This is a genomic window from Microcoleus sp. N3A4, from assembly GCF_036701805.1.
In the GTDB taxonomy this organism is placed as follows: domain Bacteria; phylum Cyanobacteriota; class Cyanobacteriia; order Cyanobacteriales; family Microcoleaceae; genus Microcoleus.
On record NZ_JAUBRJ010000090.1, the window covers coordinates 1 to 15,487 of the forward strand.

General features: G+C 43.0%; 10 protein-coding genes and 1 pseudogene. 4 read left to right on the forward strand and 7 right to left on the reverse strand.

Annotation, left to right across the window (positions count from 1 at the left end):
• Positions 1-192: 192 nt before the first annotated feature.
• From QUA56_RS32440 to QUA56_RS32455, 4 genes and pseudogenes are all read left to right on the forward strand, one after another.
• Positions 193-300: pseudogene (locus QUA56_RS32440) on the forward strand (IS5/IS1182 family transposase); the annotation flags it as partial.
• 309 nt (positions 301-609) lie between these two features.
• On the forward strand, positions 610-1,083 hold the full coding sequence (locus tag QUA56_RS32445) for a hypothetical protein (protein ID WP_333366853.1): 474 nt from the start codon (positions 610-612) through the stop codon (positions 1,081-1,083).
• The gene (locus tag QUA56_RS32450) at positions 1,032-1,553 is read left to right on the forward strand and encodes a transposase (protein WP_333366856.1); all 522 of its coding nucleotides are present in this window, start codon (positions 1,032-1,034) and stop codon (positions 1,551-1,553) included. Before QUA56_RS32445 ends, QUA56_RS32450 begins: the two co-directional genes overlap by 52 nt.
• A 3-nt stretch (positions 1,554-1,556) precedes the next feature.
• The gene (locus QUA56_RS32455) at positions 1,557-1,802 is read left to right on the forward strand and encodes a hypothetical protein (RefSeq protein ID WP_333366858.1); all 246 of its coding nucleotides are present in this window, start codon (positions 1,557-1,559) and stop codon (positions 1,800-1,802) included.
• A gap of 271 nt (positions 1,803-2,073) precedes the next feature.
• On the opposite strand, the gene QUA56_RS32460 is transcribed toward QUA56_RS32455, so the two are convergent.
• The 7 genes from QUA56_RS32460 to QUA56_RS32490 all read right to left on the reverse strand — a co-directional run bounded on the left by QUA56_RS32460 (position 2,074) and on the right by QUA56_RS32490 (position 15,323).
• Positions 2,074-2,331: a hypothetical protein gene (locus tag QUA56_RS32460; RefSeq protein ID WP_333366860.1), complete on the reverse strand. Its 258-nt coding sequence runs from the start codon at positions 2,329-2,331 to the stop codon at positions 2,074-2,076.
• Between the two features lie 108 nt (positions 2,332-2,439).
• Complete coding sequence (locus QUA56_RS32465) at positions 2,440-3,105, reverse strand: hypothetical protein (RefSeq protein ID WP_333366861.1); 666 nt, start codon at positions 3,103-3,105, stop codon at positions 2,440-2,442.
• Positions 3,106-3,174: 69 nt separating this feature from the next.
• Positions 3,175-3,729, reverse strand: coding sequence for a hypothetical protein (locus QUA56_RS32470; RefSeq protein WP_333366863.1), 555 nt, complete (start codon positions 3,727-3,729; stop codon positions 3,175-3,177).
• Between the two features lie 109 nt (positions 3,730-3,838).
• Positions 3,839-5,014 (reverse strand): glycosyltransferase family 4 protein, encoded by a 1,176-nt coding sequence (locus QUA56_RS32475; protein ID WP_333366865.1) that lies wholly within the window; start codon positions 5,012-5,014, stop codon positions 3,839-3,841.
• 115 nt (positions 5,015-5,129) lie between these two features.
• The gene (locus QUA56_RS32480) at positions 5,130-7,778 is read right to left on the reverse strand and encodes a tetratricopeptide repeat protein (protein ID WP_333366867.1); all 2,649 of its coding nucleotides are present in this window, start codon (positions 7,776-7,778) and stop codon (positions 5,130-5,132) included.
• Between the two features lie 26 nt (positions 7,779-7,804).
• Positions 7,805-9,805: a tetratricopeptide repeat protein gene (locus QUA56_RS32485; RefSeq protein ID WP_333366869.1), complete on the reverse strand. Its 2,001-nt coding sequence runs from the start codon at positions 9,803-9,805 to the stop codon at positions 7,805-7,807.
• Positions 9,806-9,887: 82 nt separating this feature from the next.
• On the reverse strand, positions 9,888-15,323 hold the full coding sequence (locus QUA56_RS32490; RefSeq protein ID WP_333366871.1) for a tetratricopeptide repeat protein: 5,436 nt from the start codon (positions 15,321-15,323) through the stop codon (positions 9,888-9,890).
• Between the last annotated feature and the right edge of the window lie 164 nt (positions 15,324-15,487).

Consider the following 15,487-nt stretch of genomic DNA (forward strand, 5'->3'; position numbering starts at 1 on the left):
TTAATTACATCAAGCCTTTTGAAGAGGCAAGGTTTTTAGGCGGTATTTTGGGTAATTAATTGTGTCCTACTACTTACTCTGCATGGCTTTTGACTAATTTTAGCTCATAGTCTTACACTTGATCCGCGCCGCTCGCGAGTCAAAGTCTTTTCAGGTAAGGGTTTTAGGCTTATTCAGCAAGCCCTAAATATATTTAGAATACTTTCATCAAGGTATCGGAATCGAAGAAAACGCTTCGGATTAAGATTTAATTTGATCGCTGGTATTTATAATTATGAACTTTCTTTGAAGACAAACTAGCGATCGCCTAAGACTTTCGCAAGAGGTCTATTGGCTGCGGGGTGAAAAGCCCGGCAGAATTGGGATAGCGTTTGGGTGTTTGGAAGGGAAATTATTACCACGTTGACCTAACGCTGGATCAGATGATTTTTTGCCGCCCTTTACCGGAATTGGGTAATTACAAAACGCCGATCGAGGGCTTGTATCTCACGGGGGCGGGTACCCATCCTGACAGGTGTAGGTTTTTTACGAGGGGGTAGTATAAAATCAATTAAACCAGGCGAAAATAAGGGTGATTCAACGAAACACGTGGCTGCGGGAAAAACCTCAATGCTGAAAAATAAGCATCTCTTGGATTGGTCATGTATTGTCTCCAAACAAATGGCTCACCTGTCAATACCTCAAGCGATTGGGTTAGCGACTTGGAGTTTTGGCGTAGTGATGACCAAATCCAGCAGTTTAACCCAAGTTTCGCAGTTGATCGCTGACATTAACGAAGAAAAGCCGAATACAGTCCGTCAGCGATTAAAAGAATGGTATCAAGAAGCCCCAGCTAAAAAAGGACTTCATCGTCGTGATTTCGATGTGAGTAGTTGTTTTGCTCCATTACTGTTGTGGGTGCTAAGTTTACTGCCAAAAAATGTTGAGGACATTGCCTTGGCATTGGATGCCACTAGCATCGGGGATAAATTTACAGTTCTGTCGATGAACATCTTATTGGGTGGGTCGGGAATTCCTATAGCGGGCGTGTATTGTCAGAGCCACAGAGCCCGGAAGTTGGAAACCTCCGCAGGCAAAAACTGATTTCTCGGGTTCAAGGTGTGATTCCCACTAACTTTAGGGTGATCGTTGCGGCTGACCGAGGATTGTATGCTGATTGGCTTTATCAATTTATTGAAAGTGTGGGCTGGCATCCATTTCTACGTATCAACCATCAAGGAACTTATCGTCTGCCATCTCAACAGACATGGCAGCCACTGGCACATCTGGTTCGTCAAGGTGGACAATCATGGTCTGGGGAGGTGCTTTGCTTTAAAACTAACCCTCTGTCTTGTACACTGCTAGCTCGTTGGGATTTAGGCTACAAGGACCCGTGGTTGATTCTGACAGACCTCAAACCGGAGGAAGCAAACGTTCTCTGGTATGGACTACGTTCTTGTACCGAATGTGTTTACCGCGATCTCAAATCTGATGGTTGGCAATGGCAGAATACCCGTTTACTCGATCCACAACGAGCCGAACGAATGTGGTTAGTGCTGGCTGTTGCCACTTGATGGATGGTGATACTTGGTGGTGCTGCCGAACATCCATCGCCTACCTCCAATCTTGAACAACTTCCCCCTGGACATATTGCCAACAGTCAGCCCATGACCATGAAAAAACAGCGTCGGCTTTCTTGCTTTGTCCTTGGTTTGCTGACCCTGATGGCTGATTTACTCAAGAATCGAACGATTCATCTTGAGCGTTGGAGCTCTTTCCCTGATACCCCTGTAGATGAATTTTATGCCTGTAATTCCTCCTAATTGTAAAAAACCTACACCTGTCAGGGGTACCCATCCGGGCGACTCGATTTCGGGGATGCCCGGACACCATACGGCTGGCGTGTTTATGGACGCGCAGTAGGCGATAGCACAGAATTTGGCAGATGCGGCTAATTCTCTAAAATCGACGGCTAAGTCGGAGTTTCGGGGTAATTAGAGATTTGAGTTTAACCGGAGATGAACGCAGATGGCAATCTCAGTCATCTGCGTTTCATCGACTCAAAATTTTAACTAGATTTAGCATTAATTCCAGTCATAATCTAGTTAAATAAAACATCAAAAAAAATAGTATTGCAATCACTATAACTGCTACTACCAGTATACCTGCCAAGAAATTTAAACCAGAGGAAACTGTCCACACAATTGCCACAACATAAGGGCCACCTACAAAAATAGCAGCAAGTATTGCTGTGAATGGCGTCCACTTAATATCTCTTTTAGTAAAAGGAGTGGCTCCCAAACCTTTGAACTGATATGGGTCGGATAACCCTAATGGTTTTGGGGATGACACTATGGGTTTTTGAGAGGGGGATAATGGTTTTTGACGTCGCAGGCCCATGTTGTACTCCTTATGAACGATTAGTGAATTTTATTGCAATGGTTTGGGAGCGGTTTTGAATTACAATAAATTACCCCTTTCTAACATAACAATAGCATCAGATCCCGCACTGCTTCCATCAGATCTGCGAGTCTTGCCATAGGGTCGTTTTGCTTCTTCTGGATTGAATACTTCTTGCCAAGTTTGATCGGGTTGGCGAACTATAAATCTGATTTTGACATCTCCTGGTAAACTGCCATTAAACACTCGATTATCAAGAATCAAGTTATACATTGGTGGATAAGTTATCAAAAAGCAAGGAGATTCCTCGAAAAGTTTATCCAAAGCTTTAAGAACAGTCTCAGGTGTTTCTTCATTTCCGGGTTGAGGAAATTTACCTATATGTTCAATTGTGGAAACAGACAAAACTTTTCTACCCTTCAAATTCACATTCATGATTGACAGTTTATCAGTTACGCTGGGATGTTTGTCGTAAGGATCGATAATTTTTTCTACTCGAATCGGTCTCCAATAATTACAAGAAACAGCTCCAATTTCCCAAACATTTTCACCTGCCAAAGAAAGCCATTTATCTACAATGGATAACTCTACAGTCCGCTCTGTTCTGGGTTCTGGAGGAAAGCCACAATTTCCTCTGTGGTAAAAATATTTTAGAGTATGACCTGCAAAATTAAATGACTCCAGATCGACTGATGAATCAACTATGCTTTTGCTATCAATATTCATGGGATTATCCTCGTTTTTTTTCAAGTGTTTAGATCGGAAATCTGCTATTTTACGTCTGTTATTGCAGGATTAGCGACGTACCTTTTTGGCGACCAATCTGACCATAGGGCAGTATCTATCCCGTTTTCTTTCTGCCCACTTAGGCCCGCTCTTGGAGCTAATGATTTCAAATCCTAGTTGCTCCAGCATATTTCCCAGAAGGGCGGCATCAAATCCATATTTATGAACGTTGTACTCATAATCATTACCTCCAAACATTAGATAGTTGAAAAACTCTAAATCAATATGACCTTCAACAAGTTGCTGACACATCTCCCGAACATCAGGAACAACAATATCAATAATGCCTCCTACACGCACTAATTTACTCCATTCTTTCAGTACATTTTTTACTTCAAATCGGTTGAAATGTTCGAGAATATGGGAAGCAAAAACTTCATCAAATTGCTCGTAAAATTGTTCGGGAAACTTTTTGGCGTCGCAGACTATTTCGATATCATCGAGAGGACGAATATCGTGGTGTATGTAGCCTGGTTGTGGCTTAGAACCAGCACCAATTTCCAGTTTTTTGGGGCTTTTATCGTTAGGGATATGGAAAATCAACGAACTATCTTGTGCATTCACGGTGATACCTCAACATTTTAGGGATACGGTTATCAGTTTCTCAACTAAACTGGAAAGAATTAGGACTTATCCTCCCGACTCTATCGGTAGGTGTGTAATGCGTACCTTACTAGACGTAAGTGGCAATACTATTCGTAAAATCTACAATTGCTTCATGCAAACAATGAGAAAATCGCTCAAATGAAAAGTTTTCGTTCATGTGAGCGCGACCTTTCTTTCCAATCTCGGTTGCCCGATCCTTGTTAGACCAGACATCTCTCAAACATTTTCTAGCTTCCTGCAAATCAATTTCGTAGTAACTTCCACTATGGGAAGCTTTAAAGTTCTGACCAAAAGGAGCGGAAATCTCTGAAACTAATTTTTCTTTTGTTGGCAGGCAAAATGCCACATCGCTTGTTAAGTAATCAAGCATTGATGTGGATAAGGGAGCAATGACTGGCAAGCCACACAGCATTGCTTCCGCTATAGGTAAACCCCAACCTTCTCCTCGGGTGAAAGAAACAAAGGCATCCGCTCTATTATAAAATCGATTCACCCATGCTGGATGAAGAGATTTCGTACTAAATGAACACATAGGAGGCTTCTTGTGTTCTTGGCTTTTCTTAATTAAGAAGTTACCGATTTCATCAGCTTTATCCCCCGGACAGTGGAGATGTAAGTTTACTTCTTCCCAGGAAAACTCTTTAAAAAATGCCTCAACAAGTAAATCAACTCCCTTTCTAAAACTGAAGCTTCCTACAAATATAAAACTAAAACAATCTGACCCTTCAGAGCGCCATCTTGGTACTGGTTTAAATATTTGAGAATCGACTGGTAGAGGGGTAACGTAAACTTTAGAAAAATATTTTTTGAATACATATAATCCACTACGAGAGGCAGTAATAATAGCATCAACTTCTTTCATTGCTTTGATGTCTTGCTCGTCCAAGTCGGACTGATCGCAAAGAGTAAAAAACATACATGGTTTTTGGTATTTTTTGAAGCTTTGAGGAGGCCCTATTTGTAAAATTAAATCGCAATTGTCTAAATTTGTAGCACACTCTATCGATTTTAGTTCTTCTTGATAAATACCTTCATACTCCCATTGTTTATTGTTGTCAAGAATCTGAACTTGAAATCGTGGGTTGCGCGCAAGCGCTATAGCCAAACTCTGGGCTACATGACCATATCCAGAATAAATTCGATGTCTGCCACCGTCTATAATTAAAACTCGAATCTGCTTAGGCTCGTGAGTTGTTTCGGATATTAAATCTTTTAATATTTGCTTGGTGTGTAACGTCTGCAAGGTTTTTAACTCCTAAATTATCATGTAATTATGTGAAAGCATGAGCTAGCAATCCCTCTTTTTTCTGTCTATACTCTTGAACCGAGTCAGGTTCCGGCATATTTCATATTATTTGCTATGACGCAAGTTGAAGGAGCTGATTGTAGAAAAGATTGTAAATGCTCAAAGCAGCACGTTTGGGTGAATATTTTGCTGCTGTTTCAATAGCATTTAACTTGAGTTGCAATAACACATTGCGATCGGCTTGGATCAGTTTGCCAATACCCTTAATGCACTCCTCAATCGAGGTTGTGTCAACGACGACAGAGTTAAAATCCGGGATAGCAAATTCATCGGTTCCTCCTTTATCAGGGACAACTGGAATGCAGCCAGAAGCCATTGCTTCTATAGCTGTACGCCCAAAAGCCTGGAAATCAGAAAAATCTAGAAATATATCTGAGTTCCGCAGCAGGGCAGCCACTTCGGAGCGACTCAAATGAGGAAAGATAGTAGTATTTTCTGGAATCGGTATCCCAGCAGATTCAATCAGACTCCGGTCAGAGCCAAAGATGGTAAAATGCACTTGATTTGGAAACAATTCTGATAAAATTTTAGCGACAGCTAATGTGCGACGGGGAGCGCGTCTGGCGGTGGTGAATCTTACCATCATAGAAATCTCTATACGAGAGTTTTCACTCTTTAAATGAGGGTAGTAAACTTGATGATCGATGCTGGCTTGGACTTTGTGAACCTTAACGGCATGATTGCGATCGACAATATGACATAACCAGTTGGTTTTGGCAAACCGGACAGCATGGGGAATCAGTGTATACGATTCTCGTGCTTCTTCCCACTCAGGGGTATCTATACAAGAAAATAAGGGTTCGTAATCTTGTATATAGTAAGCCGGCAAAATCTGGTGATTGTCTCTGACTAGCATATCCAGCATTTTTACTGAGCTATAAGTCGTTGCACAGACAACAGAGAAATTTTTAGCTAAGTTTTTTAGGTCTGTTAAACTTTGATAAGAGATAGCAATTTGACCGATCTCGGGAATTTCGGTTGTGTAACTATTTAAAAAGTCAGTAAAGTTAGATTGATTGACAGCTATTTTGACAGGGATGCCGCAGCGATAAAGTGCTAAGGCTTCTTGCACGACTGAATGAGCGCCACCTCCACCGCCTTTGACGGGGAGAATAAATAAAAGTTTGGGGAATTCATCATTAACATTTAACTTGACAGTAGGCTGATAATAGGGAATAGATTTAGCTCTATCTAGCTGACCATTCTGGGCTAAAGCTTCCTTTAATTTGTAATAAGCTGGAGAAAAGTTGGGGTCAAGCTCAAACGCTTGACGATAACAGCTAATCGCCTCTTCCCACTGGTCTTTTTGGCTGAGAAGTTCTCCTAAATTGTGGTAAACTTTGGCAGAAAAATCGGGTTTGATTTCAATAGCTTGACGGTAGGCAGCGATCGCCTCTTCTGTAAGTTCAAGTTGTTGGAGAGCTTCGCCTAAACGATAGTAGGCGGTAGGGAAATTGGGGTTGAGTTCGATCGCCCTACGGTAAGAGTGGCTCGCTTCCTTCCATTGCTTGAGTTGACTGAGGGCATTTCCTAAGTGATGGTGAGCTTTAGGCAAATCCGGTTGCAGCTCAATTGCTTGACGGTAAGATGCGATCGCATCCTCATATTTCCCTTGTTGCCGCCAAAGTTCCCCTAAACTGTGGTGACACTCAGGGTTATTTGGGTTGAGTTCAATAGCTTGACGGTAGGTTGCAATCGCCTCTTCTATTAGTCCTTGTTGTTCCAGAGCTTCACCTAAACGATAATAGGCGGTAGGGAAAGTGGGATTAAGTTCGATCGCCTGACGATAAGAGGCGATCGCTTCGGGCCACTTTTTGAGTTGTATGAGGACATTTCCTAAATTATTATGAGCTTTAAAAAACTTGGGTTGCAGCTCAATTGCTTGACGGTAACAGGCGATCGCTTCCTCGAATTGCTTGAGTTGAACAAGGGAATTTCCTAAGTTATGATAAGCTTTAAAAAACTTGGGTTGCAGCTTAATTGTTTGACGATAGCAAGCGATCGCTTCTTCATGTTTCCCTTGTTGTTGCCAAAGCTCTCCTAAGCTGAAGTGTAACTCAGGAGTATTTGGATTAAGTTCGATAGCTCGACGGTAAGATGCGATCGCTTCAGGCAACTGTTTAAGTTTTACGAGGATATTTCCTAAGTTATTGTGAGCTTTGAAAAGCTTTGGTTGCAGGTCAATTGCTCGGCGATAAGAGGCGATCGCATCCTCATATTTTCCTTGTTGTTGGCAAAGTTCCCCTAAACTGTGGTGACACTCAGGGTTATTTGGGTTGAGTTCAATAGCTTGACGGTAGGTGGCGATCGCTTCTTCAGTTTCTCCAAACTGTTTTAGAGCTTCGGCTAAACGATAGCAAGCAGTAGGAAAATTAGGATTAAGTTCGATCGCCTGACGATAAGAGGCGATCGCTTCGGGCCATTGTTTGAGTTTGCCCAGGGCATTTCCTAGATTATGGTAAGCCTTAGAAAAATTCGGTTGCAGCTCAATTGCTTGACGGTAAGATGCGATCGCTTCTTCGTGTTGCCCCACTCGTTGCAAAACCTCCCCCAAACTGCGGTGAAACTCAGAGTTATTGGGGTTGAGTTCAATAGCTTGACGGTAGATAGCGATCGCCTCGTCTAGTTTACCTTCCCCTGCCAACTGTTTGCCTGTTTGGAAATTGGTTTCAGCCGTTTCTTGGTTAGTTTTTGTTGACATATACAAACCTCTAGTCGATATTGTTTTTAGCGCAAATTATTAGTATTGATTCCTAGCGGCACGATATGTTCGCGTAGTTTAAGACGCAAACGTTCGAGAGCTTGATTATTTTTAATTTCCTCTGTCAAAGCTTTTACATTAATATCAGGATGCTTGGATTTGAATGCTGCCGAACCTTGTTTAGAAAGCTCTTGACGGCGTTCGTGTCCGAAACTTTTAGATTTAGAGTGATAGACGTAGGCATGATCGGCTATTGCGAGTTTGAACCCAGCTTTGCGAGCTCGAATTGAAAAATCATTCTCTTCTCCATAACCGTAGGGAAAGCTTTCTTCATCCAGCCAACCTATGGCATCGATTACAGCTCTCTTAATCATGTAACAAAAACCATTAACAAAATTTACATAAGGAAATGCTTTGTCGGAAACATTAGCCACTATATCACTCAGACTTTCCAGGGAGTATCCTTCAGGAATATTGTTAATCATCCAGCCACCGTTCTTGTCAAATATTTCCGGAATAGATTGCCAAGATGCACAATTTGACAGAGGTCCAACTATGCCAATATTTTTTTGAGAATTAGCACATTCAATTAATTTTTCAAGCCACCCAGGAGTAACAATTGTGTCACTGTTTAATAAAATAATGTAGTCACCCTTGCTGGCGCGCAGACCAATGTTAGCTGCTTTGGTATAACCGCGAGCCGTCTCATTTCTAAACAAAGTGGCTACAGAATCCTCTTGAACCCACGACTTAAGAAAGTCTCTAGTTTCTGCTTGAGAACCGTCATCTACAATCAGCAAGCGATAGTCAACCTTTGTGTATAGTCTAATCGAATTGAGACACTCTTTTACATCATCTAAAGCATTGTGAATGCAGAGAACAATATCAACTCGATCAAGTGTAGATTTTGAGACAGGCGAGAATTTAAATGACAAGGGAATTTGTGAAGATTTATTATGAACCTTCTGTTGTCCACAAAAATCAATCAAATCCGCTTGCGACTGTACAGCGACATCTTCAAAGCCATCATTAATCTGGAGCATGGCTTTCCATAGCTGCAAATAAATTTCAAAGTCACCAGGCTTAAGTTGCAGCCCCATTTGATAAAATACGATCGCTCCATCCCTTTGTCCTTGTTTAATCAAAGCATTACCCAAACCCAAATAGAGTTTCGGATCTTTTGGGTTAACCTCCAGAGCCTTGTGATAGAGCTTGATATTATCTGGATTGTCTTGAATAGCTTGATTGTAATAACTAATAGCTTCTTTCGCAGATAATGGGCTGTGATTTCGCAGCGCATCGCCCAACTTTTCATACACGAATGGCAGATCCGACTTTAACTGAATTGCGCGCCGATAAACAACAACGGCCTCCTCCCACCTCTCCAACTCCACCAAAGCTTTGCCCAAATTATAGTAAGACCAATGGAAGTCTAGATTTAGCTCGATCGCCCTTCCATACGCCACCGCCGCCTCCTCCCACTTCTCCTGCTTAATCAGCACATCCCCTAAATTATTGTGCGACCAAGAAAAGTCTGGGTTAAATTCGATCGCCAGACGATATGCAGCAACCGCCTCATCTAACCTTTCTTGTCTTTGCCAAATATCCCCTAAATTGTGGTGGACTTCCCACAAACTAGGCTGAAGTTCGATAGCTTTCTGATAAACTATTACCGCTTCATCCAACTCACCAGTTTTAACAAGAGTATTCCCTAAACTCTGATAAATATCTGCTGAATTAGAGGAGAGTTCTAAGGCTTTACGGTAGGAATAAATAGCTTTCTCCCACTCCCCCTTTTTAGCCAAAGCTTTCCCTAAGCTGTAGTGAGGTTTAGCAGCATTGAAATTAGCTCCCACACTCCCGTAAGAATGCTTGTCTCGCTTCCTATCCGGTTCTCCAGATTCCGAATTAACCTTTTTTAAGGTAACTAATTTAGGAGGTAAAAGTTCATGCTCAGGGTGCGATAGCGGGGGAAAATCTGAATGATTATTTACTGGAAATGCAATGATTTTGGATTGGCTGCTCATATGCTGTACCTGTTGTAATTTGAGACAAGTGAATCCGTTTAATTTATTGTTCAATTAGCAGACTGAGCTATCCGGAAAATTTCTAAACTTTTGCTAGTTCAATGGCACGGTTGTAAGCCTCGATCGCCTCATCTATCTCACCTTTTTCTTGCAAAGCATCACCTAATTTATGGTGAAATTCCCAGATGTCCGGTTTCAATTCAATGGTTTTTTCATAACACCCGATCGCCTCATCCAACTGACCCCAACTGTCCAAAACATCCCCCAAACTTTGATAAGCTTGAGCCAAATTGGGATTTAACTCGATCGCTCTCCGATAACAAGCGATCGCCTCTTCGCGCCGATCGAGACTAGCCCAAGCTTTCCCCAAACCGTAATGAGGTGCATCGAAATTCGGGTTCAGATCGATCGCTTGCCGGTAAGCCGCGATCGCCTCTTCCCACTTGCCCTGAAGGCTCAAAACTTCCCCTAAATTGTGATAAGCATCCGCATAACTCGGCTGCAACTGAATCGCCCGCTGGTAACACGAAATAGCCCGCTCCAACTGACCCAGTTCTAACAAAGTATTGCCCAGAGTAAAGTGTTCATCAGGCTTTGCCCAATTGATATCGAGAGTGAGAGCTTCATACCAGCATTCTGCCCCTGCTTGCGGCTGACCGGACTGCAAAAAGACCCTCGCTAAATTCCGGTAAGCCGATGCTAAATTCGGTTTAATTTCAATTGCTTTTTGGTAACAAGCAATTGACTTTTGCCACTGTTTGTGTTGAGCGTAAATGCTGCCTAAATTAGCATGAACTTCAGCAAAATTTGGATCTATTTCTAAGGCTTGAGTGTACCAATACCGAGCCGCATCTACCTTGCCCATTGCTTGGGTAGCATTCCCCGCAATCTTGTAGGCAACCGCCGTCTCCGGTTTGATTTCAATAGCTCGCTTGCACTCCGCGATCGCCTCCTCAAATTTCCCCTGGGCGTAATAAGATTCTGCCTGTTTGATATATGCTTCTGCACTGACAGAATTGACAACCGTCACAGGTTTGCGAGAGCCGATCGCCTGGGCGGATAATCTTACAGTTTCCGCAGATTTTGCAGGATTGTTGCCCGGATTATTTACCTCTGCCGAGGAAGCGATCGCATCTCCAGTTTCTACAGCCTCAGCAGGTTTGCGATTGTTTTGATTGTTGTTTACCTGTGTCGCAGGGGCAAAAGTATCTGCTGCTTTACTGCCAGATACCGAAGAGTTGCCATTAAGTGCCGCCACTTTCTGCAAACAGACAGCAGCTTCATTCAACTTGCCTTGCTTTTTCAGCGCTGTCGCCAGATTTTGGTAAGCAGGATTCAAGTTAGGATTTAACTCGATCGCGCGCTGGTAACACGCGATCGCCTGAGTAATTTGACCTTGCTTAAACAAAATATTTCCCAGTTTTAAGTGCTGCCCGGGCGATACCTTTTCCGGTTCCAAAGAAAACGCTTCGTACCAGCACTCATTCGCCTCTTCCATCTTGCCATCTTGCATCCACACCCGAGCCAAATTCCGATAAGCTGCTGCTAAATTTGGCTGGAGGGCGATCGCTTTTTGGTAGCAAGCGATCGCCTGCGATAGCTGTTTTTTCATAGCATACAAACTGCCAAGATTTACGTTTGCTTGCACGTCGTCAGACTTAATTTGGACAGCTTTTTGATAGCACTCGATTGCCTCTTCTAAATTCCCCCGCCCTTGCAAAATATTGCCCCACAGTTTGTAAGCAGCCACCGCATCGGGTTGAATTTCAATAGCTCGCTTGCACTCAGCAATAGCCCGATCGAATTGTTTTTGAGCGCAATAGGATTCTGCCCGCTGAATGCAGTTATCCGCCGTATCCTGCCTCCGAAAATCTGCCGCAAAACCGCTGTCAACAACTGTCACTGGGGGCAAAATATCAGCCGATTTTGGAGCAGCAGGTGCAGATTTTGGCGCAGGGGCGATCGTATTTAAATCTTGCGGTACTGTAGGAATTGTTTCCGGCTGCTGCAACTGTACGCGAGGTTTTTCAGCGGAGATTGTGGAATCGAGTTGCAAGGAATTAGCTGCAACATTGGCCGGTAAAGTAGATGTTTGGGGATTCTGAGGCAACTCAGCTTTCGCGTTCAAACTCATAACTACTGTCTTGAACAAATCCCCAAAAATGTTAGCCGGTCGTTCCATTATCTTTCGATAAGTAGCAACTTCTTCCTGCACCTTTCTTTGAGCTTGGAGAGCATTTCCTAAGTGTTGGTAAGCCTGATTAGAATTGGGATTTAACTCGATAGCGTGGCAGTAACAGCGTATAGCCTGCGTTACCTGATTCTGCCTCAAAAAGTTATCGCCCAGATGAATGTGTTCTTCAGGTGTTGCTTTGGCCGGTTCCAGAGAATACGCTTTAAACCAGCACTCGTCAGCCTCCGATAGCTGCCCCATTTGCGTCCACACCCGAGCTAAATTTCGGTAAGTTGATGCTAAATTCGGCTGAAGGGCGATCGCCTTTTGGTAAAATGCGATCGCCGATTGCCACTGCTGTTCCTGAGCGTAAAGCGTCCCCAAATTAGTATAAGCTTCAGCAAAATCAGGATCTAGTTCAATAGCCTTAGCGTAGCAATTTTTCGCTTCCTCTACCTTGCCTTGAGCTTGCCTAGCATTACCCCAAATTTTATAAGCCCTCGCATCGGGTTTAACTTGGATAACTCGCTGGCAAGCCGCCGCCGCCTGCTCGAACTTCCTTTGAGTATAAAATGCTTCTGCACCTTGAATGTAGACTTCAATATCGTCAGGCTTGAAGGCTAAAATACCTTGAGTGCTATTAGTCTTTGGATCTTTTACCTGAGCATAAGTTGCTTTTTGGTAACAGATTAAAGCCCGCTCCCAATTTTTTTCTTGGGCGTACATACTAGCAAGATTAGTATAAACTTCTGCAAAATCAGGCTGAATTTCCAGAGCTTTCACGTACCAATGCTTTGCCTTGGCTAAATTACCTTGTACTTGACCGATCTTGCCCAAGGTTTTGTAAGCTGGTGCAAAATCGGGTTTCTGCTTCAAGGCTTGCTCGCAAGCAGCTACAGCATCACTTAAATTGCCTTGTTCTAAATAAAATTCTGCCCGTTTTTGGAAATAATCTGCTGATTCTTGGTTCATAAGAGTGCTGGGTTTTTTAAGGTTTTCAAGCGAAATTAAATTTAGTGCATTTTTTGAGGGAATGAGATTAATCTTCCCTATCATTCTTTTGAGATAATTCAAATTTACTAAAATATCTTCAGTTAACGGATTTTGATACATTAACTGTCGGATTGGGTGGCAATCAAAGCTCTCTCCTATTACGTAATAATGTTCTAGATTTACCTGCTGACCGATCGCCCAGTAGTAATGCCTGATATAATTCGGAGATGTCAGCTCAATTATTTTTGTTCCGGGAGAACAGAAGATAATATTTGTTAAACTGCTGCCGTGCGGGGCAATAATTACTTTTGCACGAGCGAATAAAGCTATTTGCTCCTGAAAACTCATAGATTCTAGTAGCACTGGAACAAAGCCAAAGTCGCTTAAATAATCTATTACTTTCTCTTCATTAATGACTACCCGGTAGCTGCATTTGCTGCGGCTGATATAGATGCGTTCTGGGTAATAGTTTTGGCGATCGCTGGCGAAGCTTTTCGGGAGTTCGTGAGATTTTTTTATTAAAAAAGCCTGCCTCAAAAACTCAAGCCCCTGCGGCGACAGCCAGCCCAAATATCCAGAAAAAGATGGAACAATTAATTGTTTGGCTTGAATGTAAGGATGGCGATCGCTCTCTATAATTTTATATTCAGGAATCCCTAATGATTTCAGGGTTTCTCGCTGAAAAGGCTGCTGGCAGCTATTAACCAAAAACCAATCTATCTCTTCCAGATTTACCCCCCAACGCAGCAGAATTTCCATCCGGGGCAAGATATCCACCATCCAGTGAAAATAGACATTTCCCGAAAGTCCGGCCAATACCGCCACCGTACCGTCTATCTTTTCTAAAGGCGGTAATTCTTCCGGTTTTAAATTCAAAAACCTGTGCTGAGTAGAATGTTGATTTTCGCATCCCGGTAACTCGCCCGGATATTCGCGGGAAAGTTCGGGTAAAAGCCGATCGCCAGAATCGATAATAGCAATAGCATTGCAAATCATCCAAGAATTTTTCTGCGCTACAATCCAAGCCCGCCCGTTTGGAAGCGAAGTCACAAAGGTTTCCGGCGACTCAACAGCAGTCTCTCCCTGCTGAGCACAAGAATATACGCCATCACCTAAATGCACAGGCTCAAACTGTTTGAAAATCCGCTTGAGACACCGCTGACAATCTAAGCCCTGGCATTCCAATTTTTGGTTTTTATTCCCGTTAACAATGGAGGGATGTTTGATGATTTCAACATCAGAGTCCGACAGGGGTTGAAACCCTTGGCGGGCTGAGGGAGAATGAATCAACTCCTGCTGTTTTTTCAATATAGACTGCAACTGTTCGGAAACATCCGAGCGATCGCCCGCAATTGCCAGCACTAAGCGGTAAATTACAATCGCTGCCGAAAATCGTTTTTGCTGACTCAAGCAATCAGCCAGCCGCAAGTAAATATCCGCATTCTTAGGTTTAATTTGTAAAGCTTTTTGGTAATACTTTTCTGCCTGTTCGTACCCGCCGTACTCAGCCAAGACATTTCCCAGATGAAAGTAAGTCTCTGCTAAATTGAGGAGCAATGATGAAGCATGAAGCGGATTTTTAGCAAGACTAGAAATGGCGAAACCAGAGCCGTCCTTTCCTTGAAGTTGCCTGAGAAATCGGACACAGGCTATTTGAGCTCGATCTAGTTCATTGAATTCTTGTACAGAAGTCAACCGCAACTCTACTTGGCGACAAAAACCATCAACAAACTCGCTTTCCAGAGCAATAGCATTTTGCAAACATAGCATTGCCTCAGCTAATTTGCCTTGTGCCATCAGGGAAACAGCCCGATCGCCGTATGCCGAAATCCGATCCGGATCTTTGCTAATTACCAGCTCAAAACATTCTCCTGCAAAAGTATGCAGCCCCAATCTTTGGAATGCTTTTCCCAAATTGTAACGGGCAATAACTAACTCTGGCTGCAACTCGATCGCGCGGCGGTAAAGGGCGATCGCTTGTTCTGGCTTCTGGAGTTCCAACAGAACAATACCTAAATTATTGTACAGAGCCACATCATCGGGCGCAACAGCTATTCCCGCTTGAAAAACTGCAATTGCTCGCTCAAATTTGCCCTCCTGTGCCAGAATGCAGCCCCAATTGCTGTAGGCATTGGCCGCACAGGACAAAAGTGCTTTTTCCGAACTTTTTTTCCAGCAGGATATCGCTTGCTGATAACTGTCAATCGCTGCTTCTATCTTTCCTTGCTGTTGCAAAATAGTGCCTGTATTGTAGTGACTTCTAACATCTAGATTGGCATTTTGTTCGGTTGCTTCGGTGCCGACCGTACTTAAATTACTGATTTTAAAATGTAAATTGCAACGGCCATTCATAACTGACATCACATACTAATTAGGACTTACGGGACTTACGCACGGGTGGTCATAAATCGCCTCTTTTGAGGAATATACTTCGTTGCAGCCCTATAATCGGTAAAAAAACTGGTTTCTTTAGTCGCAGTGTGTCCTGGACTGACTAATGTCCGTAATAGGAAAGA